The sequence below is a fragment of the Paenibacillus tengchongensis genome (assembly GCF_008973665.1).
GTDB lineage: Bacteria > Bacillota > Bacilli > Paenibacillales > Paenibacillaceae > Paenibacillus_AQ > Paenibacillus_AQ tengchongensis.
This window is the reverse complement of the sequence record NZ_WACP01000010.1, coordinates 87,740-112,028: the sequence shown is the minus strand read 5'-3', so window position 1 is coordinate 112,028 and position 24,289 is coordinate 87,740. Positions and strand designations below refer to the sequence as shown.

21 protein-coding genes are annotated in these 24,289 nt (G+C 58.3%); 17 read left to right on the top strand and 4 right to left on the bottom strand.

What is annotated here, in order from left to right; genetic code table 11:
• Positions 1 to 49 precede the first annotated feature (49 nt).
• Complete coding sequence (gene cimA, locus F1381_RS17360; RefSeq protein WP_151736102.1) at positions 50 to 1,669, bottom strand: citramalate synthase; 1,620 nt, start codon at positions 1,667 to 1,669, stop codon at positions 50 to 52.
• 171 nt (positions 1,670 to 1,840) lie between these two features.
• Here cimA and F1381_RS17355 point away from each other — a divergent pair, with 171 nt between their 5' ends.
• From F1381_RS17355 to F1381_RS17345, 3 genes are all read left to right on the top strand, one after another.
• Positions 1,841 to 3,133 (top strand): DNA polymerase IV, encoded by a 1,293-nt coding sequence (locus F1381_RS17355; protein WP_151736101.1) that lies wholly within the window; start codon positions 1,841 to 1,843, stop codon positions 3,131 to 3,133.
• A gap of 150 nt (positions 3,134 to 3,283) precedes the next feature.
• Entirely contained in the window at positions 3,284 to 3,526 is a 243-nt protein-coding gene (locus F1381_RS17350) for a ferredoxin (protein ID WP_151736100.1), read from the top strand.
• Between the two features lie 321 nt (positions 3,527 to 3,847).
• Positions 3,848 to 5,290, top strand: a complete 1,443-nt coding sequence (locus F1381_RS17345; RefSeq protein ID WP_151736099.1) for a L,D-transpeptidase — start codon at positions 3,848 to 3,850, stop codon at positions 5,288 to 5,290.
• Here the strand turns inward: F1381_RS17345 and F1381_RS29105 are convergent.
• Complete coding sequence (locus F1381_RS29105) at positions 5,287 to 5,421, bottom strand: hypothetical protein (protein ID WP_281349925.1); 135 nt, start codon at positions 5,419 to 5,421, stop codon at positions 5,287 to 5,289. The genes F1381_RS17345 and F1381_RS29105 overlap by 4 nt on opposite strands.
• 208 nt (positions 5,422 to 5,629) lie before the next feature.
• On the opposite strand from F1381_RS29105, the gene F1381_RS17340 reads away from it, so the two are divergent.
• From F1381_RS17340 to F1381_RS17310, 7 genes are all read left to right on the top strand, one after another.
• Positions 5,630 to 6,724, top strand: coding sequence for a quinone-dependent dihydroorotate dehydrogenase (locus F1381_RS17340; protein WP_151736098.1), 1,095 nt, complete (start codon positions 5,630 to 5,632; stop codon positions 6,722 to 6,724).
• Positions 6,725 to 6,752: 28 nt separating this feature from the next.
• Positions 6,753 to 7,565 (top strand): GTP diphosphokinase, encoded by an 813-nt coding sequence (gene yjbM / locus F1381_RS17335; RefSeq protein WP_151736097.1) that lies wholly within the window; start codon positions 6,753 to 6,755, stop codon positions 7,563 to 7,565.
• On the top strand, positions 7,555 to 8,007 hold the full coding sequence (locus F1381_RS17330; RefSeq protein WP_151736096.1) for a DUF309 domain-containing protein: 453 nt from the start codon (positions 7,555 to 7,557) through the stop codon (positions 8,005 to 8,007). The genes yjbM and F1381_RS17330 overlap by 11 nt, the downstream gene beginning before the upstream one ends.
• An 86-nt stretch (positions 8,008 to 8,093) precedes the next feature.
• Positions 8,094 to 9,776: an RsmB/NOP family class I SAM-dependent RNA methyltransferase gene (locus tag F1381_RS17325; RefSeq protein ID WP_151736095.1), complete on the top strand. Its 1,683-nt coding sequence runs from the start codon at positions 8,094 to 8,096 to the stop codon at positions 9,774 to 9,776.
• Positions 9,777 to 9,786: 10 nt separating this feature from the next.
• The gene (locus F1381_RS17320) at positions 9,787 to 10,539 is read left to right on the top strand and encodes a pseudouridine synthase (RefSeq protein ID WP_151736232.1); all 753 of its coding nucleotides are present in this window, start codon (positions 9,787 to 9,789) and stop codon (positions 10,537 to 10,539) included.
• A gap of 204 nt (positions 10,540 to 10,743) precedes the next feature.
• Positions 10,744 to 10,923: a hypothetical protein gene (locus F1381_RS17315; protein ID WP_151736094.1), complete on the top strand. Its 180-nt coding sequence runs from the start codon at positions 10,744 to 10,746 to the stop codon at positions 10,921 to 10,923.
• Positions 10,924 to 11,395: 472 nt separating this feature from the next.
• Positions 11,396 to 12,196 carry a Cof-type HAD-IIB family hydrolase gene (locus F1381_RS17310; protein WP_151736093.1) on the top strand — a complete coding sequence of 267 codons (801 nt, stop codon included), beginning with the start codon at positions 11,396 to 11,398 and terminating at the stop codon, positions 12,194 to 12,196.
• 864 nt (positions 12,197 to 13,060) lie between these two features.
• On the opposite strand, the gene F1381_RS17305 is transcribed toward F1381_RS17310, so the two are convergent.
• Positions 13,061 to 14,446, bottom strand: coding sequence for an RsmB/NOP family class I SAM-dependent RNA methyltransferase (locus F1381_RS17305; protein ID WP_151736092.1), 1,386 nt, complete (start codon positions 14,444 to 14,446; stop codon positions 13,061 to 13,063).
• A gap of 208 nt (positions 14,447 to 14,654) precedes the next feature.
• Between F1381_RS17305 and F1381_RS17300 the strand changes: the two genes are divergently transcribed.
• The 4 genes from F1381_RS17300 to F1381_RS17285 are packed head-to-tail and all read left to right on the top strand — an operon-like array spanning position 14,655 to position 21,211.
• The gene (locus F1381_RS17300) at positions 14,655 to 15,791 is read left to right on the top strand and encodes a glycosyltransferase family 4 protein (protein ID WP_151736091.1); all 1,137 of its coding nucleotides are present in this window, start codon (positions 14,655 to 14,657) and stop codon (positions 15,789 to 15,791) included.
• Between the two features lie 4 nt (positions 15,792 to 15,795).
• Positions 15,796 to 17,355 (top strand): metallophosphoesterase family protein, encoded by a 1,560-nt coding sequence (locus F1381_RS17295; RefSeq protein ID WP_151736090.1) that lies wholly within the window; start codon positions 15,796 to 15,798, stop codon positions 17,353 to 17,355.
• Positions 17,352 to 20,552, top strand: coding sequence for an AAA family ATPase (locus F1381_RS17290; protein WP_151736089.1), 3,201 nt, complete (start codon positions 17,352 to 17,354; stop codon positions 20,550 to 20,552). The genes F1381_RS17295 and F1381_RS17290 overlap by 4 nt, the downstream gene beginning before the upstream one ends.
• Positions 20,553 to 20,575: 23 nt before the next feature.
• Positions 20,576 to 21,211 carry a pyridoxamine 5'-phosphate oxidase family protein gene (locus F1381_RS17285; protein ID WP_151736088.1) on the top strand — a complete coding sequence of 212 codons (636 nt, stop codon included), beginning with the start codon at positions 20,576 to 20,578 and terminating at the stop codon, positions 21,209 to 21,211.
• Positions 21,212 to 21,671: 460 nt separating this feature from the next.
• Here F1381_RS17285 and F1381_RS17280 read toward each other — a convergent pair whose 3' ends face one another.
• A complete protein-coding gene (locus F1381_RS17280) occupies positions 21,672 to 22,772 on the bottom strand; it encodes a YkvI family membrane protein (protein WP_151736087.1) in 1,101 nt (366 codons plus the stop codon).
• Positions 22,773 to 22,943: 171 nt separating this feature from the next.
• Between F1381_RS17280 and F1381_RS17275 the strand changes: the two genes are divergently transcribed.
• The 3 genes from F1381_RS17275 to F1381_RS17265 all read left to right on the top strand — a co-directional run bounded on the left by F1381_RS17275 (position 22,944) and on the right by F1381_RS17265 (position 24,262).
• On the top strand, positions 22,944 to 23,516 hold the full coding sequence (locus F1381_RS17275; protein ID WP_151736086.1) for a xanthine phosphoribosyltransferase: 573 nt from the start codon (positions 22,944 to 22,946) through the stop codon (positions 23,514 to 23,516).
• Positions 23,517 to 23,619: 103 nt separating this feature from the next.
• A complete protein-coding gene (locus tag F1381_RS17270) occupies positions 23,620 to 23,937 on the top strand; it encodes a hypothetical protein (RefSeq protein ID WP_151736085.1) in 318 nt (105 codons plus the stop codon).
• A 106-nt stretch (positions 23,938 to 24,043) separates the two neighbouring features.
• Entirely contained in the window at positions 24,044 to 24,262 is a 219-nt protein-coding gene (locus F1381_RS17265; protein WP_151736084.1) for a hypothetical protein, read from the top strand.
• Positions 24,263 to 24,289 lie beyond the last annotated feature (27 nt).

Genomic DNA, 24,289 nt, shown 5'->3' with positions numbered 1-24,289 from the left:
ATCATCCCGGTGCAGGGGGGGCTTTGGTTTACCGAAACTTAGCGGCTGGTTAATGGTTCACCAGGCCGCGCGGTTCGCTGCTGATGTGGCGGGCCGCCTCCCGGGAAATCTGTCCCAGCAGGGCGTAGCGCATACTGTCGACCAGAGCTTCCCAGCTGGCCTCGATAACGTTGCTGGAGACACCAACCGTACTCCATGTATTGTGCTGATCCTTGGATTCAATCAATACTCTTACCTTGGCCGCCGTCTGGTCCTTCTCGTCCAGCACACGTACCTTATAATCGGAGAGGTGCATTTCGTTCAACCGCGGGAAATATGGCACAAGCGCCTTGCGCAGCGCATTGTCCAGCGCGTTGACCGGACCGTTGCCTTCGGCGGCGGTATACAGATTCTCTCCGCAGACGTTCAGCTTCACGAAGGCTTCGGACATGACGGGATGGCCTGCCGTCTTCTCCACCAGCATCTTGAAGGATTCGAAGGTGAACAGCTCGTTCAGCTCGCCGGTAGCCTCGCGCAGCAACAATTCCAGTGAAGCATCTGCGCCTTCGAACTGGTAGCCCTGATGCTCCAGGTCTTTGATCTTGTCGATGACCTTGCGCGCCTGTTCGCTGCTGGGATCCAGACTGAGCCCCATATCCTGCGCTTTGGACAGCACGTTGCTCTGGCCGGCCAGTTCGGAGACCAGCACGCGCTGCTTGTTGCCGACCAGCTCGGGAGCGATATGCTCATACGTCCGCGAATCGCGCAGAATGGCGGAAACGTGGATGCCGCCTTTATGGGCAAAGGCAGCGGTACCGACATAGGGCTGATTGACAGGCATGTTGACATTGGCCACTTCGCTGACGAAGCGGGCGGTATTGGTCAATTGCGGCAGCGAATCGCCCGGGATGCAGTGATAGCCCATCTTCAGCTGCAGCGTGGGAATGATGGAGCACAGGTTGGCGTTGCCGCAGCGCTCGCCGTAGCCGTTGACCGTTCCCTGCACCTGCCGGACACCGGCGCCGACAGCGCTGAGCGCATTGGCCACTGCCAGCTCGCAGTCGTTGTGGGTATGGATGCCGAGCGCAGCCAGAGGAAGCTTGGCGGAGACAGCGGCAACGATACTCTGCACTTCATGCGGCAGCGTTCCGCCGTTCGTATCGCACATCACGAGCCAGTCTGCACCGGCCTCACCGGCTCTGGCCAGAACGGCGGCGGCGTATTCCGGATTATGCTTGAAGCCGTCAAAGAAATGCTCGGCGTCGAAGATGACCTCAAGGCCCTGCTGCTTCAGATAAGCAATGGAGTCGCCGATCATCGCCAGATTCTCTTCCAGTGTGGTCTGCAATGCAGTATGCACATGGAAATCCCACGATTTGCCGACGAGGGTGGCCGCAGGCACTCCGGCGTCAATCATGCGCCGGAGATTGTCGTCGTGCTCGGCAACGGAGTTCTTGCGCCGGGTGCTGCCGAATGCGGTGATTTTGGCGTTCAAATGCAACTCTTGGACTCTTTTGAAAAATTCGATGTCTTTGCTGTTGCTGCCCGGGATACCGCCTTCAATATAGTGAACACCCAGATCATCAAGTTTCTTGGCTATCTTCAGCTTATCGTCTGCCGACAGACTGATGCCCTCGCCTTGGGTCCCGTCGCGTAGAGTCGTGTCGAAGATGGAGATGGACTTATTCATGAGTGTCCTCCTATTCATGTGGTGACCAAATTGAATTTTTATATTATAGCATTTTTACGCGGGAATGTAACAAAGAACTTTTCGGTCTGCTGCGGCCCGGTTGACCTTGCCGGCAGGGAGAGTTATGCTGATTTTAGAGACCAAACCCTGACAGATAAGAAGGTAGATCTTGTGCACAACGTGGATCAGTATTATCCGGCCAGCGGCAGGGTTATTCTGCATGTGGATATGAACGCTTTCTACTGCTCGGTGCATGAGGCGGAGGACCCGGAGCAATATAAAGGCAAGGCTACCGCAGTGGCCGGAAGCGTGGAGCAGCGGCGCGGGATCATTGTGACTTGCTCATATGCTGCGCGCCGGCTGGGGATATTCACGGGCATGCAGGTGCAGAAGGCGCTGCGGATCTGTCCTTCGCTGATTTTGATCCAGCCGAATTTCCACTTATACCGTAAATACTCCAAGGCATTCATGGAGATTGCCTACAGCTATACGCCGCTCCTCGAAGCGGTATCCATAGACGAATGTTATCTGGACATCACGGGCTCGCGCCAGTTCGGAACCCCGCCGGAGATTGCCGAAGCCATTCAGCGGCGCATCCTGGAGGAACTGGGCCTGCCCTGTTCGATAGGAATTGCGCCCAATAAGCTGCTGGCCAAGATGGCCTCTGACCTGAAGAAGCCGAACGGCATCTCCGTGCTGCGGCTGCGCGATGTGCCGGTGGTGCTTTGGGGCAAGCCGTGCAATGAAATGTTCGGGATCGGCGGTAAGACTGCGGAGAAGCTGAAGAAGCTGGGCATCTACAGCATCGGGCAGCTGGCTGCTGCTGATGAGCAGATGCTCGTGGATCACTTCGGCGTGATGGGCTACTGGCTGAAGCGGGCCGGCAACGGCATCGATCACTCGGAGGTCAATCCGCAGCGGGAGCAGAGCAAGTCGATCGGACATACGACCACACTGCCCCGCGATGTGGTGGGTTTGGGCGAAGCGCGGCCGATCCTGCTGAATCTCAGCGACCAGGTCGCCCGGAGGCTGCGGAAGCAGGGTCTGGTCGCTTCGGGCGTGCAGCTGACGATCCGCACCCCCGACATGAAGACGATCACCCGCTCGCGGCAGCTCGATACGCCGACGGAAAGCGCGGACGATATTTACAAGACCGCGTGCGAGCAGTTCAGCCGGCACTGGAACAAGGACAAGCCGGTGCGGCTGCTCGGCGTTACGCTGCACGGCTTGACACCAAAGGACGAATCGGCGATCCAGCTGGATCTGTTCGACTATGAACGCCAGCCCAAGAAGGAATCGCTGACCAAAGCCATGGACCTGCTGCGCAACAAATTCGGCGAGAACGCAGTGGTTACCGCCGGGATGCTGTCCGACACCCATTCGGCGCGTCTGCGCAATCATAAAGAGCGCGGCACTTCACTCCAGAAGGATAATCTGCATATGCCGGAACCGGAAGAGGAATGATGCATATGTGTTTATAATGGAAGGAGAAGCGGCGGCCGAACATGCGGCGAATTGGTTAACGTGTTGAAATTGCAATCTATTTATATTAATATGATACAATCAACAGTCTGTTTAAGCAGGCCGTATTGTTTAACGGGAGGCAGAGATAAAATGGCTAAGTACACCTGGGTCGAGAAAGATACCTGCATTGCTTGCGGTGCATGTGGCGCTACGGCCCCTGATATTTATGATTACGACGATGAAGGCTTGGCGGAAGTGATTTACGAGAACGACGGCAACCGCGGTGTAACTGTAATTCCGGACGATCTGTTCGACGATCTGCAGGACGCCTGCGACGGATGCCCGACGGATTCGATCAAAATTGCGGACACGCCTTTCAATAAAGAAGGATAATTATTGGAAGCTTCAGCTCTGCGCAAATGATAGGGATATTTTCCTATACGTATAAAAGACATTTCCTGTGCCGGAAGTATGTTCGGTGCGGGAGATGTCTTTTTTTGAACTTACAGAAAGTATATACCGGGGTCCCCGCAATGTACCTGAGCCAGCCTCCGTGTAAAACCCCACTTTGTGGGGTTGTTTTGCATGCTCGCAAACGAAAATCCCGGCGGGGAGCGCTCTGCTTAACGACGGGGGTATATACACTTTATGCGGGCGGGCATCCGATATATCCATATAGTGAATAAAAAGAATCAATGGCCCCGGAGGAGACTCATGAACAATACGCAGCATCTCAAGGCTTATGTGCAAATGCATCCGGATAACAAAATGGCATGGTACTTGCTGGGCAAAGAATATGATAAGAACGGCCAGCAGGGCAAAGCGAACTACTGCTACAACCAGGCGGGAGAAGTGTACGAAGCCTTCGAGCGGAGCAAGGTGCCGGCGGAAATGCTCCGCGAATATGAGGCGGGGCTGCTCGATACCGCCCGGCAGCGGCATGCCGGCAAGCTGCGCAAGCGCCGCCTGCGGGTGGCGGCCATGCTGTTGCTGCTCATGTTCCTGCCGCTGGCGGACGCGCCGGGACTGCCTGCTGTGCCTTCCCTGCCGGAAAGTCTGCTGTCCTTCATGGCAGACGATCCTCCGGCAGAGCCGGCTGACACGCCGCTGCCCGCTGCCGGGACAACACAGCCGGCCAGCCCGGCGCCGGGACCGCAGTTCACGGCGCTTGCTGCAGACAGCGCGGCATCGGGTCAGGTGCTGACGGCGCTCATCAAGCAGGGTGCACCCTCGGCAACGGTGATGCTGGGCATGCAGCGTGCCGGCAAATGGCTGCTCTGGCAAGAGCATCTGCCGCTTGTCGCTGCTGTAGTGAACAACGGCAACGGGCGGACCGTGGTCCAGTCCTATGACAAAGCGGCATGCCAATGCGAGGTGCCGGAGGCGGAGGCACTGCAGCGGCAGGCGGCGGCCTGGCAGGAGCGGGAAGAGCAGCTCGCGGTGCTGTGGAGCGCCATGCGGGCCTATAAGGGCAGCAAGGGAACCCTGCCGGATTCCCTGAAGCAGCTGACGGCGCCCTTCCCCGGCAACATCCTCGGCGGTACGACGCCGGGCATGAAGGAGGCGTTCGCTCGGCTGCGGGCAGCGGCGGAGTCTACAGGCATGGAACCCGCCGCCGGTCCTTCTTCAGTGCCTGCGGCACAGGCTTTCGCGGTGTTACCGGCGCAAGGCCAGGGGCAGGGCGGGGGAACGGCGGCGCAAGTCCCTTTTTTCAATGCTCCGCTTACGATCGTGATCGACAAGCAAAATCACCGCCTGGCACTGACCAGCGGTTCGGTTATTCTGCGCAATTATGAAGTGGGCTTGGGAGGGGAACGTACGCCTGAGGGGACGTTCGTGCTGACCGACAAGGTCGTCAATCCGAACGGCCATGACAATGGAGAATTCGGCAGCCGCGGCATGCAGCTCTCGGATACGGAATATGCCATTCACGGCACGAATGAGGAAGACAGCATCGGTAAGGATGAATCGCTGGGCTGTATCCGGATGAAGCGCGTGGACGTGGAAGAACTGTTTGACATGGCCCCGAAAGGCACGAAGGTGGTTATTGCGAAAGGGGGCTTGCCCGATGAGCTGCTGCTGCCGGATAAACGGTTCCCGTCGCAGACGGCACCCGGTCAGACCAACCCCCGCAAGGTCTATCACTGGCTGAATTAGGTTGTAACAATAAAAAGGACCACAAAAAGGGCGATGAGCAAAACCAGGCTTCCGGCGATCCACAGGATGGCTTTGCGGTTGACCTCTTCTTTTTTCTGCTGGATGGTAGGCGGTTTGCGTTTTTGGGACATAATTGTCATCCTTCTTTCTTTAATCGTTGATTACCCTTACATTGTAATGGGTTTGCCGTAAAATTACTATACCGCGCCCTCGGGGACCTGGACCGGACCCGGTAAAAAACTTTTCTTTTGCCCCGGAAACGGATAAAATTAAGAAGAAACTATACAGATACGGGGAATTGGTGGTCAACACGGGTTATCCCTTGAAGGAGCGAGAACGGTGCTGTATCGACATCTTGGTAAACCGATTTTTTTTAAAATGGACCCGGAGCAGGCGCATCACTTCGTAATCGGCGGACTGAGCAAGGCGGCCTTCGTCCCCGGCGGCAGCGCGGGCATGCGCCTGATGTACGGCGTGCCCGAAACGCCCGATCTGGCGGTCGATCTGTTTGGTGTTCATTTTCCCAGCCCGGTGGGACTGGCTGCCGGCCTCGACAAGAACGCGGAAGCGGTCGGTGGCTTCTCTTCGATCGGCTTCGGCTTTATGGAAGTGGGCACGGTGACCCCCAAGGGTCAGCCGGGCAACGACAGCCCTCGGCTGTTCCGGCTGGTGCCGGATGAAGCGCTGATCAACCGGATGGGCTTCAACAATGAAGGGGCCGAGGCGATGGCGGGCCGGCTTGCGGCTCTGAAGAGGCGCCGGATTCCGGTTGCGGTGAATATCGGCAAGAACAAAGTGACCCCCAACGAGCAGGCCCATGAGGATTACCGGCAGTGTATCCGGACGCTGTATCCGTACGGCGATTTTTTTGTGGTGAATATCAGCTCGCCGAATACGCCTGACCTGCGGAGTCTGCAGCACGGCAGCGACTTAACCCGGCTCTTGGCAGAGGTTAAGGAGGAAATGGATTTCCAGCGAAGGAACAGCGGCTCTGCCAAAAGTCTGCTCGTGAAGATTGCTCCCGACGTGAGCGACGCCGAGCTTGAATATATGGTACATACACTGACGGAAGCGGGTGTGGACGGCGTAATCGCCACCAACACGACGCTCTCCCGGGAGGGGCTGAAGAGCGAGAAAGCGGGCGAAACCGGCGGCCTCAGCGGCAAACCGCTGCGCGACCGGTCCACGGAGGTCATTCGCCGCATTTACAGCCAGACCGGGGGCAAGCTGCCGATTATCGGCTCTGGCGGGATTTTTACGAGCCAGGACGCTTACGACAAGATACGGGCAGGCGCAAGCCTGGTTGAGATTTATACAGCTCTCATCTATGAAGGGCCGGAGATTAACCGCCGGCTGCATGCCGGACTGCGGCAGCTGCTGCGCCGTGACGGTTACCGGAATATCCTGGAAGCGGTGGGCGCAGATCATTACTGAAGGATGAATGGACAGGAGGACAATGGCGATGGACGGCAGAGACTGGGGAACTTTTTTGCTTCCTTATGAACAGACAGTGGAAGAATTGAAGGTTAAATTTAAAACGATGCGCGCGGAGCTCAAGAAAAGAGAAGAATATACGCCGATCGAGTTCGTGACCGGCCGCGTGAAGCGGCTGTCCAGCATTCTGGAAAAAGCCAAACGCCTGAACGTGAAGATGGAGGACCTGGAGACCGGGATCGAGGATATCGCCGGCATCCGCATTATGTGCCAATTCGTCGAGGATATCCGCCGGGTGGCTGAATATATCCGGGCCCGCAAGGACCTTGAGGTATTGTATGAGAAGGACTATATCACCAATTATAAGGAAAGCGGCTACCGCAGCTTCCATATGATTATTAAATATCCGGTGCAGACAGCGCTCGGGCAAAAGATTGTGCTGGCTGAAATTCAGATCCGCACGCTGGCGATGAATTTCTGGGCGACGATCGAGCACTCGCTCAATTATAAATACCGGGAGAGCCTGCCTGATGAAATGCGCCAGCGGCTGAAGACTGCAGCGGAAGCCGCTGCGATCCTGGACAGTGAAATGTCGAGCATCCGCGACGAAATTCTCGATGCGCAGAAGACGTTCGAAGAAAATTCGAATACGACCACGCAGGTGCTGCATGCGATTCATCAGCTGTATTTCTACCACCTGGTCAATGAGGCGATCGAAAGCCAGCAGAAATTCAACGAGATCTGGCAGGCCCACGATATGGAAGCGATGAAGGAGCTGCTGGAGCATGTACGGGGAATGATCTCTAAGGCCAAGAAGGACAATATCCCGGATGGGCTATGAACCGCTCTATCTGGCTTACCTGGTTTACTTCAACCGCGACCGCGATTATTTCGAATGCCATGAGGTGCTGGAGGAATTATGGCTGGCTAAGGACCGCGACCCGCTATACAAAGCTCTCCTTCAGGTTGCCGTAGGGCTGTATCACTTCCGGAACGGCAATGTGCGCGGCGGGACCTTGATGCTGGAGAACGCCCACCGGGTGCTGCGGGAATATCCGGACCGGACGCTGGGTATTGATATGGGCAAGCTGGTCCGGGAGACCGGGGTGTATACTTTGCGGCTGGAACGTTATGCTGAGGAGCCGTTTGCTTATTACGACCTGACCCTTGAGATTACGGATCCGGAGCTGGCCCGGGCGGTCGAAGCGGCAGCCGGGCAGATCGAGCCTAATCAACAGCAGCAGAGAGGCCCGCGGCCGCCGCGGCCCAAGCGGCACAAATAGGTTTAACTTTATTCAGGAGCACCCATGCCGGGTGTTCCTGAAATTATTCATAGCCCCTAAACCGGGGACAAGCAGGAGGACGGCAGATGGCGGTGCAATTACCCGGCGCTTTCATGAGTAAGATGCAGGAGCTGCTCGGAGAAGAGTATGAAAGGTTCATGCAGACCTACCAGGATGCGCCTTACGGCGGAATACGGGTCAATACTTTAAAAATAACGGTGGAACGCTTCCGGGAGCTGGCGCCGTTTGCTCTCGAATCTATTCCGTGGTGTCCCGGCGGATTTTACACGGAAGAAGGAGCCCGGCCCGGCAAGCATCCTTACTACCATGCCGGGCTGTATTATATCCAGGAGCCGAGCGCCATGGCTCCGGTGGAGCTGCTGAATGTGCAGCCGGGCGACCGGGTGCTGGATTTATGCGCGGCTCCCGGAGGCAAGTCGACGCAGATCGCGGCCAAGCTGCAAGGCAAAGGGATGCTGGTCAGCAATGACCTGCATCCGGAGCGGACCAAGGCGCTGGCCAAGAATCTGGAGCTGTACGGGGTGCGTAACGGAATCGTGCTGAATGAAAGCCCGGAGCGGATCGCAGCGGCTTTCACCGGCTTCTTCGACCGGATTCTCATTGATGCGCCGTGCTCCGGCGAAGGGATGTTCCGCAAGGACGAGGATATGGTTAAGCAGTGGAACCCGGACACGCCCCTGAAGTATGCCGCGATGCAGCGCGAGATTCTCGCGAGCGCGGCCAAGGCGCTGAAGCCGGGCGGGACGATGGTTTATTCGACCTGCACGTTTGCGGTCGAAGAGAATGAAGGGATGATCGGCGAGTTCCTGGCCGGGCATCCGGAGTTTACGCCGGTTCCCGCCGGCGGAACCGGCGCTTTTGCCTGCGGGCTCGGCGATGTGCCTGAGGCGGCGCGCCTGTGGCCGCACAAGGTAAAGGGCGAGGGCCATTTCATGGCGGTGCTGCGCCATTGCGGTGCTGCCGGGGTGGAAAGCGGTGATACGGGTACGGAAGCAGGTTATACAGGGGCGAAAGCAGACGGTATGGGTGCGGAAGCAGGCGATGCAGGGGCGAAAGCAGACGGTATGGGTGCGGAAGCAGGTTATACAGAGACGAAAGCAGGTGATACAGGGACGGATAAGCCGCTGCGCATCTCCGGGCGTGGCCTGCCGGACAGCCGTGGCGACGGCAGGGGCCCGGGACGTCTGCAGGCTGAACGGGAAGCGAAAGGGCAGGCGGACCGGACGAAAGCCGGACGCGCCGGCAAAGGCGGCCGCTCCGGCAGCCAGAGCGGCGGAGCAGGAAGCCGCAGAGTGGCAGGGAGTGCGGACGAGCTGTTCGCCGCTTGGGCCGAGTTCACCCGGGACCAGCTGGGCTGGACACCAGCGGGTCAACCTGTGCTGTTCGGCGAGCACCTGTATCTCTCGCCGGTCCCCCAGGAGGCGCTGGCCGGACTGAAGACCGTCCGGCCGGGCTGGTATATGGGCCAAGTGCGCAACGGCCGGTTCATTCCCGGCCATCCACTGGCCACGGCTTTGCGGCCGGAGGAATGCCGCCGCAGTCTCTCGCTATCAGCGGCGGCCGGTGAAGCGGTCTCCTATCTGAAAGGGGAGACTCTGTCGATCCCGGCAGAGCGGCTGATGCTGAAGGAAGACTGCGGCGCGAAAGGCTATGTGCTTGTCTGCGTGGACGGCTACAGCGCAGGCTGGGGCAAATGGCAGGACGGGATACTGAAGAATGAATATCCGGCTGGATGGAGGTGGACTTAAGATTATGGCGATGAATGAAGGCGGCAAAAAACTGCGGATCGACAAGGTGCTGTCCCATATGGGGATCGGTTCGCGCAGCGATATCCGCAAGCTCGCCAAACAGGGGCTGGTGAGCGTGAATGGCAAAGTGGTCAAAGACAGCGGCGCCCATGTGGACCCTTACCGTGATGAGTTGGAGGTCCGAGGGGAACGGGTAGTTTACCGTGAATACATCTATCTGATGATGAATAAGCCGGCAGGTGTATTGTCCGCTACCGAAGACAAACGGGACCGGACGGTGCTGGACCTGCTCCGGCCGGAGCAGGTGCAGTTTGAACCTTTTCCGGTAGGACGGCTGGATAAAGACACGGTGGGACTGCTGCTGCTCACCAATGACGGGCAGCTCGCCCATGAGCTGCTGTCGCCGCGCAAGCATGTGCCGAAGACCTATGAGGCGACGGTGGAAGGCGAGGTGGACGCGGAGGATGTCGCGGCGTTCGCAGCCGGTGTGGAGCTGGACGACGGCTATGTCACACAGCCTGCACAGCTGACCATCCTGAGCCGAGAACGCGGCACGAAGACGATCTCTTATATCTCGCTGACCATTACCGAAGGGAAGTTTCATCAGGTCAAGCGGATGTTCCAGGCGGTCGGCAAAAAGGTGGTTTTCCTCAAGCGCGTCTCCATGGGTGCCCTGCAGCTCGATGAGCGCCTGGCGCCCGGATCGTACCGGGAGCTGACGGAGGAAGAACTGAAGCTGCTTGCCCCGGCGGGGGAAGCTTAGGCGGTAACTCCTGATCGCTTGTAGGGCTGTGCAGGGTGAGATCGCTACATAGGGTGAACTGGCTGGTGCAGAGCGAACTGGCTGGTGCAGAGCGAACTGCTAATGCAGCGGTGATTCAGCTGTGTAGGCTGAGCTGGCAGTGCAGGGAGAAATGGTTGTGCATGGGGAATGGATTGTGTAGGCTGAACAAGCTGTGCAGGGAGAATGGGCTATTGCAGTGGAGAATGGGCTATTGCAGTGGAGAATGGGCTGGTGCAGTGGAGAATGGGCTGGTGCAGTGGAGAACTGGCTGTTGCAGTGGAGAACTGGCTGGTGCAGGGTGAATTGGCCGTGTGGGCTGAAATGGCTGATGAGGGTGAGCAACTGAGGAGTCCGGACAAGTAATGAACCAGGACAGTCAGGAGGCTAATCCCTTCCGCTCAGCGCGTGTTTTCTTTTATACTTGGTTTACCGAAGCAAAGAAGAGCACTTACATGGCCTGGATATACTGATAGAAGGACTGGTGCGGGAAGTTATGCAAATAGATGGATTTTCGCAAACTAATTTTGGCATTGTTACGGGTATCAGCTATCTAGTTCGATTTTCGCCACTTAATTTGAATGATATGGGGTTGATCCTTAATTTTCGTCCATTTTAAGTGGCGGATTTCCAATTAGTTTGTTGGTTGTCTCCGTAAAGAGGAAATTAGGTGGCGATTTTCCAACTAATGCGCGCTGACTGTCACGAGTTTCTACCGCAAAACCGCAAAATTTGGAAATCTGAGGGTGGGCGGCCGGATAGGAGCCAAAACTTCGTTTAAATCGCTATCCATTTACAGCTTATAAATAGAGATCGTAAGAGACAAGGATGGTGGAGTATGAAATACAAACTGATTGCCCTGGATGTGGACGGAACGCTGCTGGACGATGACCACCGGCTCAGTGCCGAGAACAAGGAGGCAATTGCGGAGGTGACCCGCCAAGGCGGGCAAATCGTACTCTGTACGGGACGCAGCCCGCAGAACTCGCTGCCTTTTATGGAAGAGCTGGGCCTAAGCGGGTATGTGCTGGGCCACAACGGTGCGGCCACGGTGCGTGTGGAGGACCGCAAGGTGCTGCATCAATATGCGATGGATGCACGCGGGCTTGATCCGTATATTGATTACTGCCGCGAGCGGTCCATTCATTTTGACATCAATACGGCCTTTGATATGTACGTGGATAATGTAGAGAACCTGACGAAAGAAGCGCTCTATATGTATGAGCATTTCCGCATCATGCCGGCCTCGCTGCCGGCCTGGGAGGAGTTCCGCGAGCCGGTGGTGAAGTTCACGGTGTTTACGAAGCCGGAGATTCTGGACGAGGCTCAGCGGGAGTGGGCTACATGGACCCAGCAGTACAACGTATTACGCAGCGGCGAATTTTTCATCGATTTCATGCACCCGGAGGCCTCCAAAGGCAACGCCCTGAAGCAACTGGCAGCAAAGCTTGGAATCGTCCGTGAAGAAGTGCTGGCCATCGGCAATTATTATAATGATATTTCCATGCTTACTTACGCGGGGCTTGGCGTAGCCATGGACAACTCCCCGCTTGAGGTGAAAGCGGCAGCGGGTGCTGTGACCGGAACGAACAATGAGCACGGTGTACGGGACGCTCTGGTGAAGTATTGCTTGTCGTGAGGGTAACGGAATAGAAATAAAAGTTAAAGCAAGGGTAAGGGAAGAGGCAAAAGGCAAAAACAGGGGCAAAAACAGGGGCAAAAACAGAGACATTAAGAGCAAGAGCAGAGGCACTAAGAGCAGGAGCAGAGACGTTAAGAGCAAGAGCAGAGGCACTTAGAGCAGGAGCAGAGACGTTAAGAGCAAGAGCAGAGGCACTAAGAGCAAGGACAGAGGAAGTAGCAATACAAAAGCAAAAGCAAGCAAAAACAAGTAAAAACAAGCAAAAACAAGCAAAAACAAGCAAAAACAAGCAAAAACAAGCAAAAGCAAAGACATAAGGCAGCTCTCCAAGGGGCTAGCTTTATGTCTTTACTTTTTACCAAAAAAATGAAAGACGATAGTTTCAGCGGTTTTTCGCCGTAACGGACCCAGATGACGCTATTTTGAATATTCAGGTGTTTTGGGCAGCGTATTGGACACCAGAGCTCTTATGTGAGTGAAGATGCGCGGAAATTCGGCTATCCGCTATGAATAAGTGCACCTGTGTCCGTTACGCCGGCAAAGAGGGTGATTGTTCCAAGCTAAGGGCTATACGGTTCGTTAGCAAGCAAGAGTGTCAATGATAGAGTAGTCAGCCGTTATAATAAATAGTTGATTTTATTAGAAAATGTTCTTGATGAGTTAGCATATGCTGCAATCCATACGCATCATTGGCAAGCATTCGCATTCAATGGCGAATTTCAAATTTATAAGGTGCATATAAGCAGTGAATATATGCGACGGTTAGTCAGGTGAATGCGAAGCTTCCATTACACGTCCGCCGATGGCCATTTGGCCACCATTCCTTTATGTGGTATTCGTAAGTGAAATTGTATCCGGCAGCTAGGCTTCGCTCGAATAGCCTTTATGGATCCGCAAGCCCTTGGGCAGGTGGTTCTTAAGCTGGCCGGAGCTGGCCTTGCCCCAGCCCAGCGGCAGGCCGTCCACGCTGACCAAGGTCCAGCCGTGCAGGTCCGCAGGCACCTGCAGGCTCTCGCCGCGCAGCCAGGCCGCAAGTTCAAGGCTGTCCGCCGCTAGATCATGGACGCGCGCCGCTTGTTCCGGCTGCAGGGCCATGGCCAGGGCATGGGCCGGCTCGATGCGGTTCTTCTTCAGATGGGCCACATGCAGCCCGGCGCGCGGCACCTTCAGCCCGTCCAGCAGGCCCAGATGCAGCCTGTCCCGGAACGCTTCGGGCAGCAGATATAGCGACTCGCCGAACATGACCGGTACACCTTCGGTCCGGTAGCCGGGCAGCTCCGCTGCGGCCCAGCCGCTGAACTGCTTCAGGGCATCACGTGCAGCGGCAGGAATGTTCTGCCCGTCTTTGCCCCGTCCGCTGCGTTTGCCGCGGCTTGGACCCGGCTCGTCCTGCCCTGCCTTGCGCAGCAGCGCCACGAAATGGCCCTCCCCTTTGGCCCGGTGCGGCCACAGCCGCTTCTGCTCTACCAGTTCTATGTCGGCATAGGCGCCCAGAAAACGGGCGATGGTCTCCTCATTCTCCTTGCGGTTAAAGGTGCAGGTCGAATAAACCATGCTTCCGCCCGGCTTAAGCATCAGGTAGGCGTCCTGCAGAATATCCCACTGCCGCGCCGCGCACATCTCGACATGGGCAGGCGACCATTCGGATATCGCGGCCGGGTCCTTGCGGAACATGCCTTCGCCGGAGCAAGGGGCATCGAGCATGATTTTGTCAAAAGCTTCGGGAAAGCGCCGCGACAGCTCCCCCGGTGCCGCACTGACCACCAGCGCATGGGCGATGCCGAGCCGTTCCACATTCTCGGCGAGAATCTTGGCCCGCTCCGGATGAATTTCATTGGAGACCAGCAGGCCTTGTCCCTGCATTAGCGAAGCGATATGCGTGGTCTTGCCGCCGGGAGCGGCGGCAAGGTCGAGCACCGTCTCGCCGGGCTGCGGCGACAGCAGCTCAGCGGCGGACATTGCCGAGGGCTCCTGAATATAATATAGTCCGGCGGTATGGTAGGGGTGGCGGCCGGGGCGGGCCGGCTCCTCATAATAATAGCCTGACGGGCACCAGGGAACCGGTGTCAGGGCAAAGTGTGCTATGGCCTGTTCGATGGCCCGGCGGCCGGGAACGCTTTTTAACATGTTGAAACGAAGTCCCTGTGTCCGCGGTGTACTGTAGCTTTCCCGGAAAGCCTCCGTCTCCTGTCCCAGCATCTCGCCAATACTCTCCATATAAGCGGCGGGCAGCCGTTGTTCTGTCATCTGTCATTCTCCTCCGGTGTTGTTCACATGAAACGGATAGGCCACGGAAATTAAGGGCACAGCCGTTCTTATTGGTTGCTGTTTCAGGTGGTTACCGATAAAATCAAATTATAGGACCTCAGCGTACCTGTTCATGTACATATTTACAACTATATCATAATTGCCGGGTCTCACCGTAATCAGGGCAATAGTAAAGGGGACGTACCTTATGAATTTGCTGCAAGCGCTGTTCTTTCCTCCGGAGCAACCCGGCGGGGTATCCTCGATGATTCCATACCTGCAGGAGCGTTTCCGTTCCAGCCGCTGGGATATGGATTTATTCTGGCTGCCCAAGCGGATCCGCGGCAAGGGACGAGAAGAAATTGTGTTCCAGACCTTTGATTGGACGCAATACGGTGAAAGCCCGGTTGTGCAAAAATATATCCAGACCTACAGGGATTATATTTGGTGGACGAAGCTGCGGATGAGCAAGAGCTATGATCTGATCCATGCCCATCATCCGATTGCCGGGCTGGCCATGAAGCGGATTTATCCGGAAATTCCGCTGATCCAGACGCTGCACTCCAGCTATGAGCGGGAATTGATTCTAAACGGCGTAATTGAGGAAGACGGGCCGGAGCACCGTTTTCTGGTATCCATCTACCGTGAACTGGAGCTGGTGAGCGACCGGCTGATGACGGTATCGCAGGCGTTTGCCGGATACATGGGACAATATATCGACCATCCCGAAGAGATCGGGGTTATTCCCAACGGCTTTGATGAAAAAAGATTCAAGCCCGTTCCGCACGACAACAGCGTGCCGCAGCTGGTTACCGTCACCCGTCTGGTGCCGGCCAAGGGGCTGGACACTCTGCTTAAGGCCTGTGCGGAGCTGAAAAGCCGTGGTCATGAATATGTGCTGCATATTATCGGCGACGGACCGTCCCGGGCCTCGCTGGAAGCCTTGGCGCAGAGCCTTGGCATATATAATGAGACGATTTTTTACGGATATACGCTGCATCCGGAGGAATTCATGCCATTCTTCGACATCTTCGTGCTCCCGTCGCGGGCGGAGGCCTTCGGCTCCGTATTCGCTGAAGCTGCGCTCAGCTGCCTGGCGCTGGTCGGCACTTGTGTAGGCGGGATTCCCGAGCAGATCGAGGATGGGGTCAACGGGCTGCTGGTCCGGCCGGACGATGAGCTGGCGCTGGCCGAGGCGCTGGAGAAGGTAATTACAGATCCCGGCTACCGTTATGAACTGTCCCGTTCAGCGTGGGATAAGGCGAAGAGCCAATACTCCCTGACCCGGGTGGCCAATGAGCTGAAGAAGACTTATTTGCAGTATCAGCCGGGAATGAAAGGGTGAGCGGATGGAGGCGTTTCGATTTCTGCATGCTGCGGATCTGCACCTGGACAGCCGCTTCGCCGGGTTGTCCGGCCTGCCGCAGCCGATACGCTCTTATTTAAAGGAGTCTACCTTCGCCGCCCTCGGGCGGCTTGTTCGTCTGGCGGTGGAGCAGGAAGTGGATTTCATCGTCATCAGCGGCGATGTCTACGATGTCTCGGACGCTTCGCTGCAGGGACAGCTCCGTTTCCGGGAGGCGCTACAGGAGTTGGGCGGGCACGGCATTGCCGTATACATCATCCACGGCAACCATGATCCGCTGGACGGCCCGCGGCTGAACAGCGGGCCGCCGCCTCTGGTGACGGTATTCGGCGGCGTGCAGCCGGAGCAGGCGATTGCCCGCCGCCGCAGTGACGGCAAAGAAGTAGCGGTGGTTACCGGCATCTCCTATCCGACCGCGAAGGTGACGGAGAATACGGCGCTTAAGTATAGCCGTATCCCGGGCAGTACACTGTTCCATATTGCGATGCTGCATGGAAACGTTGACGGCGATCTGCAGCACGAAACATACTCGCCATGCACCCGTAAGGATCTGCTCGACCGGGGCTTTGACTATTGGGCGCTCGGGCATATACATAAACGGCAAATTCTTCAGGAAAGCCCGCCCATCGTTTACCCGGGCAATATTCAAAGCCGCAGCGTGAAGGAAACCGGCCCCAAAGGCTGCTACATCGTCGAGGTGGACGCGGGAGGTGTCCCGGCTCTGACGTTTCATGAGCTGGATGCCGTGCGCTGGGAGATCCGGGAGCTGTCCATCGAAGGGATGGCGGATGAAGCGGAGTGGACGGGTGCTGCAGAGCAGGCGGTCGAGGCGCTGCGGCAGGAGCTGCCCGGCATGATGACAGTGGTCCGCTTCCGGATTACCGGACGCGGAGCAGTGCACCGGAGCCTTGCCCGGAAAGGGGCCGCTGACGATTTACTCACAGAGCTGCGGCGCAGAGATACGCTCCGGGCGGAACGCGGCGATTACGCCGGGCTGGTCTGGGTCGAGAGCTTCTCCATAGAGTCGGGTCTGCCTGTCGACCGGGAACGGCTGCTTGCAGAAGACAGCTTCCTCGGGGAAATGCTGCGTCTCTCCGCCGGTATCCAGGAATCGCCGGCGGCGCTGGAGGAGCTGGTCACCGGGGCACTCAGGCCGCTGCTGGAGCAGCAGGAGCTGCGCAGACTGCTGTCTTCAGCCGGAGAGAGCGAGAAGCTCGGCTGGCTGCAGAATGCGGTGGAGCTCTCTATCGCTTTGCTGAGCGGAGATGAGGAGCAGGAGCCGCCGGGCGATACGGGGCTGCCTTCAAGCCGTGAGCAGCTTCTCCCAGGCTTAAGACAAGCCCGGGAGGAGACGGCCGCCGCCTTGCAGTACAACCGGGATGATGCGGGACGGACTGGCGATGATTCGGCGGAACTGTTCTCTAATGCCGGAGATCCTTTGCACAGCAGGATGACCCGAAGTGCGGATGTCCAGGACGATAAGACCGCGGCTGACGCGAATGAGCGAAGCCCCGGCGGGCAGAAGCGGGGGGACGCGACATGAAAATACAGCAACTGAAAATCGGCGGATTCGGCCGGCTGCATAACCGCGAGCTTTCGCTCGGGGAGGGCGTGACGGTACTCTACGGCCGCAATGAAGCCGGCAAAAGCACCACGCTGCAGTTCATCCGGGCGATGCTGTACGGCATCCCCGGCCGGGCTAATCCGGAGAGCCGCTACGAGCCGGCACAAGGCGGCATTCACGGCGGAACGCTGAGCGCGCTCGATGAGGACGGCCTGCTGTGGAGCATCCGCCGGTATACCTCCGGCGCCGAACAGGGCCGGGGCGAGAGGCTGGCGGTGACGGTGAGCCACCCGGACGGCCGCGTGGAGGAACTGCAGCAGGCTGACCTCGAGCGCCGTCTGCTCGGCGGCATGTCCCGCCCCATGTTCCGCCAGCTGTTTGCCGTTTCGCTGGATGAGCTGCAGGAACTTAGCGCTTTGCAGTCGGAAGAAATGAGCAGCTATCTGTTTCATGCCGGCATGGGCGGCGGCGGGGAAATAATGCGCGCTGAGAAGAAGCTGGTCCAGGAGGCTGACAAGCTGTACAAACCGCGCGGGAAGGTCCAGGAAGCAGCCAAGGTGCTGCAGACCATAGAGAAGCTGGAGCGCGAAGTAGCCGAAAGCCGCTCGTACCTGCCCCGGTTTAACGCGAACCAGGCATCGCTTGCCCAAGCGGAGCTGGCGCTTACACGCCTGGATGAAGCGCGCGGTGAAGCCGAGGCGAAGCGCGCTGCTCTGCGCAAGGCGCTGGATATCCGCAGCCTGTGGCTGAAATGGCGCGACGCGCAGCTGGAGCTGGCAGAGCTGCCGGTTATTAAAGCGTTCCCTGAGAATGCGGCAGAACGCTGGCAGGTGCTGGAGAACGATACCGGCAATGCGGAAGCCGTGATCTTCCGCCTGAAACGCCAGGAGGAACAGTTGACCGCAGAGCTGGACCGCAATCCTCCGGACCGGGTGCTGGAAGCGCAGGGGCCGCTGCTGGAGCAGCTCGACCGCCGCCGGTCCGTCTATGAAGAGCGCAGGGCGGAGCTGCAGCGGCTGGAAGCCGAGCTGCACGCCCTGCAGGATCATCTGCGGCGCGAGCTGCGCAGTATCGACGCCGGCTGGGGCCGCGCGGAGCTTGCGGCCTTCACCGCGGGGGCGGCGGACCGCGAAGCTGCCCGCCGCTATGCCGCCGCCTTCGCCGCTTACGACCGGCGGATGGAGGCCCGCGAGGCGGAGCGCCAGCAGCTCCGCACCCGCCTGGTTGCCGCCGCCGCTGCGCTGCAGGCGGCGGAGCGCGCGCTGGCCCGCGAGGCGGCCGGCGGCGCCGCCTTCGCGGGCCTCGCGCCGCGCAGCCCGCGGGAGACGCTGCAGCTCTGGGACGAGCTGCAGCAGGCCGCCGAGCGCTGGCGCGAAGCGCAGCTCGGCGGGGAAGCGCGCCGCGGCCCGGGCACCGGCCGCGGCTCCGGCACCCTGCGCCGCGCAGCGCTGCTGCGGCGCGGGCTTGCGGCAGGCGCAGCGCTGACGCCGCTGCTGCCGGCCGCGCTGTGGCTGACCGGCGCGCCGCCGGTCAGCGTCTGGTCCGCGCTCGGCCTGCTGGCCGCCGCGGACCTGGCCCTGTGGGCCGGCCTGCGCGCCGCGGGCCGGGCCGAAGCTGCCTCGCCGCAGCACGGCGGGGCGGACCAGGCCGCAGCCGAGATGCTGCGGCTGCGGGGGCTTTTGCTCTCCGGCGCGGAGCCGGAGAGCGGGCTGGCCCGGCCGGGACGCAGGCCGGGCGGCACAGACAGCCCCGGTGCGCAGGGGCTGGAGGCGGGCATGCGCGAGCTGCGCCGGCTGATGGAGAGCTGGAAGGAGTGGCGGCAGCGGGTCGAGCGCTTGAGTGCAGAGCGGGACGCCTGCCGGCTGGAGGTGGACAAGATCTCCGGGCAGGAGCGCGCTCTGGCCGAAGAGCTGACGCGGGCCGAGACCGATTTCATGGAACTGGACGGCGAGTATGTCCGGTGGCTGGCGGAACGGCGGTTGCCGGAGGGGTTATCGCCCGACGGGCTGCCGGATGTCTTCGCGCGGGTGGAGCAAGGGAATGAGCTGCTGCGCCAGGAGAACAAGCTGCTGGCCCGGCTGAAGGTGCTGGCCGCAGAATGTGCCGCTTACAAAGACGAAGTGTTCAGGCTGCGCAGCGAAGCGGAGCCGGCCGAACCGGGAGGCTCAACGCCACGGGAAGTGCAGGACATGTCACCTCTGGCCTGGTTGGAGCTGCGTGTCAGGGCCTGGGATCAGCTAAAGGGCGATCTGCTGCGCCGTGAAGGCTATCTGGAGCGGCTGCAGGAGAACAGGGAAGAGCTGGTGCAGCGGAATAGAGACCTGGAAGAGCTGCAGCGGCGCTGCGGCGTCCTGCTGCGGGAAGGCGGGGCCGCAGACGGCGAAGAACTGCTGCGCCGCGCGGCGGCGGTACAGCGGCGTGAGGAGCTGAGCCGCAGCATCCGCCAATGGGAACTGGCCATGTTCGGAGGCTGGGAGAGCAGAGGCAGAGAAGAGCTGCTTGACATGCTGGAGCAGCGGGATGCCGAAGCGCTGGCGAGGGAGCTGGGTGAAGCCGAGGAAGCGGCAGCCGGGCTGGACGAAGAGCGGAGCGCACTCCTGCAGCAGCGGGGCAAGCTGCTGCAGGAGTGCGAGTACCTGAAGGAACGCGGCATGAAGGATCATGTGCTGCAGCAGCTGGAGGAACAGCGGTCAGCCCTGCGTGACATCGCCGCCCGATATGCGGTTCATGCGCTGGCCGCCGAGCTGATCGGCAGAACACGCAGAATTTACGAGCAGGAGAAGCAGCCGGAGGTTCTTCGTCTGGCTTCCGTCTACTTCGCCAGGCTGACCGGCGGGGAGTACCGCCGCATCGTCATGACCTTCGGCCACAAGGAGCTCAAGGCCGAACACCGCGAGGCGGGGCTGCTGGACAGCGCCCTGCTCAGCCGGGGTACGGCGGAGCAGCTGTACCTTTCAATCCGGCTGGCGCTGGCTGAAACCATGAGCCGGCAGGTCCGTCTGCCGCTGCTCTTTGACGATCTGTTCGTCAACTTTGACGACGGCCGGCTGGGCGCGGCCCTGGAGCTGCTCGGCGAACTGGGGCAGCGGCGGCAGATCGTAATGATGACCTGCCACCGCCATGTAGCCGAAGCGGCCGCCCGGATGATTCCGGAGGCAGCGGTGGTTCACGTTTAATCTAACTTAAGGGGGAGACTGTTATGGAGAAGTTGGACCGCAGCCAGTTTGTCGGCAGTGAGGATGAGCTTCGTGCCTTGATCGGCTATCCCGGCTCGCTTGTGCAGAACAAGGTGGTCAACCGGCTGGATGAGCATTGCCGGCAGTTTATCGCGCAGTCGCCGCTCGCCTTCCTGTCGACAGCGGATGCCGCGGGACGCTGCGATGTGTCACCGCGGGGTGACCACCCCGGATTCGTGCAGGTCATGGACGGGGAGGTTCTGGTGATTCCCGAACGCCGCGGCAACAAAAGAATCGATTCCTTGCGCAACATCGTTTCCAATCCGCAGATCGGACTGCTGTTCCTGGTCCCCGGCCTGAAGGAAACCCTGCGCATCAACGGCAGGGCTTATGTCACCAGGGATCAGGAGCTTCTGGCCGGTATGGCCGTTCAGAATCAGATTCCCGTTGTCGGCATTGTAGTCCAAGTAGAGGAGTGTTTTCTCCACTGCGGCAAGGCGATGCTGCGCTCCCGTTTGTGGGAGCCGGGCACCTGGCCCTCGGCGGAGCAGCTTCCGTCCGCCGCCCGGATGCTGGCACAGCATGCACGGGCAGAAGGCATGTCGGCAGAGGAGATAGCAGTAAGGCTGGACGAGGGCTACAATTCCCGGCTGTATTAATAAGCTTTGCTGAATGGTTACAGGGCTGGCTGCGCCGCGCGGTTACAGTAAATTCTGGATTGATTATTCTTTTTTATAAATAAAGGTAAAATATACTTCTGATTTCGCGGAAATGACCGATTAGGCTGAACTCAGCTGAATTAGTAGAAAATTCCACTAATGCTTGCAAAATGTCTTGCCGGCCGAAATTAGAGGTAGATAATTGCACTAATCCTCGAAAAAGGGCCTGCCCGCTGAAATGGAGGCAGTAATTTCCTCTATTCGGAACAGCCGGCCTCTGGCGGAGAAGTGAACAGGTCTGAGGTAAGGGAGCAGTGTCCAGATGGTGCCAGATACGGGATGACAGGCACTGTTTTTGGTACCAGGGCCAGTATAACGGTGTTTATCGGATGGATGTGGGCCGGATCCCCCTTTGCGGATATGTTTAGACCCCGCCCCCCAATAAGAGCTGTCTGCCGGCTTATTTGGGAAGGCGGGCATCGGTTCCTGCAGCAGCGATCTTGATGCCGCCACCGCCCTCACGCGGGGGAGGAGACATCGGTGCGCGCACCAGCATCACGATCCAGACCATGGATAACGCTCCGAAGATCGGGTAGCAAATGCCCAGCAGTGAGCTGAAGCCAAATTGGCTCAGCAAATAGCAGATCAGCATCAGGAGCGGCGTAATGAGCGCCGGGGCGGCCGGCAGACGCTGCTGCAGCTGCACGCCTACACCGTAAATGCTGGCTACGAACGTGCTGAAGATTTCCAGGAAGATCAGCAGCAGATAGATGATCTGCACCAGCGGACCGAGCCGGACGGCGATGCTGCCCATCGGAATTTCGTACTGCAGAATCCCCGGCATCTGCGAGCTCATGGCAAAATGGGCCGCCAGCAGCATAAAGCCGATGCCCGCCCCGCCCAGAATGCCGCCGCGCACCAGCTCCTTCTCATCTGCCGTATGACGGGCAACCGGCACCAGCACGGCTTGAGCCATGCCGAGGTTGAAGGCTGTATAGAGAGCAGGGGACAGCCACGCGCCCGCCGTGCTCTCATCCGTCTGCAGGAACAGGAACCGGCCCGCTCCAGGGAGGCCAAGCGTATTAAATATAATGATCAGCGACAAAGTAAGCATCAAGGGCACAACCACACTGTTGATCTGAAGCACGCCGGAGATTCCGCGTTTCAAAATGAAATAGGAACCTAGAACGGTTACCAGTAGACCGGCCTGATAGGGCAAGCCGAGATGCTCTTCGAAAATTGCTCCGGCTCCGGCCAGCATAATGCTGTTTACGCCGACCAGGATCATCATGGTAAACAGACTGATAGCACTTCCGGTGCGCTCACCGAACAGGTGGCGGTTGAAATCCTCGTAGGATTCCGCAGCAATGCGTCTGGCGATGATCATCATTTTGGTACCGAGCCAGATAAACAAGGCGGCGGACAGCAGAATCGTCAACACAGCCCAATGACCGTAACGTGTGAAGAAGCGGAGAATCTCCTGGCCGGTAGCGAAGCCGGCGCCGACAATGGTGCCGATATAGGTAAAAGCGATTTGCAGGACGCGGATATGTGATTTCATGGCTCCCTCCTTAGAAATGCCCGCAGGGGGTTGCCTGCAAGCGTGCATGATCTTGTGCTGTCCATATAGTACAGGTTATGATGGGGAGAGATAGGACATGACTTCCGTCTTGGGTTTAACAAGGGGTAACAGAGGAACGTCCGGATTATGAGGTAATGGAGGGTCAAAGTCATGGAGTTATTGAAACAACGGATTTTGCAGGAAGGGATCGTGGTGTCGGACCAGGTGCTGAAGCTTGACGCACTGCTTAACCATCAGGTTGACCCCGAGCTGACGGTGGAGATGGGACGGGAGTTTGCCCGGAGATTTGCGGATACCGGAGTGACCCGGGTCGTGACGGTGGAATCCTCGGGTATTGCCGTGGCATTTGCCACTGCGCTGGAAATGAAGGTGCCGCTTGTATTTGCCCGCCGTAAGAAGACGCTGCTGGCCGATCCCGACGCCTTGTGTGAACGGGTGCCGTCCTTTACCAAGGGGATTGTTACCGACATCATGCTGTCCCGCCAATATATTTCCCCGGATGACAAGGTGCTGTTTATCGACGATATCATCGCCAACGGCGATGCCGCACGGGGGCTGATCAAGATTATCGAGCGCTCGGGAGCGGAGCTGGTCGGGCTTGGCGTCGTTGTCGAGAAGTGCTTTCAAGCCGGCGCCCGTACGATCCGGGAGCAGGGCGTGCGTCTGGAATCATTGGTCAAGATCATGTCGCTTACCGGCGGAGAGATTATCTTCGGCGATTGAAAAGTGACAATTGCAGAAACAAGGCCTATTTTCGAAACATCTCCTTTTCACCCCATGACTTTTCCTTTATAATAAACCTAGACATAGGAGAGGAGGCGTCACAATGGGGAAAGAACCGGTGACAGAGCAATTTTTTATTGATAAACTAACCGAGGCCAAAGATCATTTCGAGCGTGCACTGGATTGTAAACATACGGAGTTCGACGATCTATATCCCTATATGATCGAACATCCTCAATTTTTCTGGTACAAACGATATGTCGCCTGGTCGGAGCTGCTGACCATCACGGGCTTGTGCGAAGAACTGGAATTCAACTGGAGACAGAAATTTAGTGATCATCAGGTGGAATACCTAGAACAACGCGTAATGTCCGCGAAGGTGCTTGATTTTTGGTTTGAGAAGAATGAAGCGCTGATATAGACTTCATCAAGATATACATTCGTATTTATTCATCAAGTTATAAGGCCCTGGATGATTAATGTTCGGGGCTTTTTTATGGTTTGAAGGTGGAAGGAGGAAGCGCGTTATGATCAGCGACGAACAACTGGATGCTTACCGGATTTCCGGAGAAAAGATACGCGTGGTGCGCGATGCGCTGGAGACCAACGATATCCGGGGAATTGTGCTGGCCTGGGATGATCAGCAGGTGATGGTGCGCCGTCCCAATAAACGGGTGGTCAAGCTGGACCGCAATTATGTCTACCAGCCGGTGAAAGAGCCGAGACGGGTTCCGGAGCAGAACTGATTAAGACCGGAGTTAAAAATAAGGGGA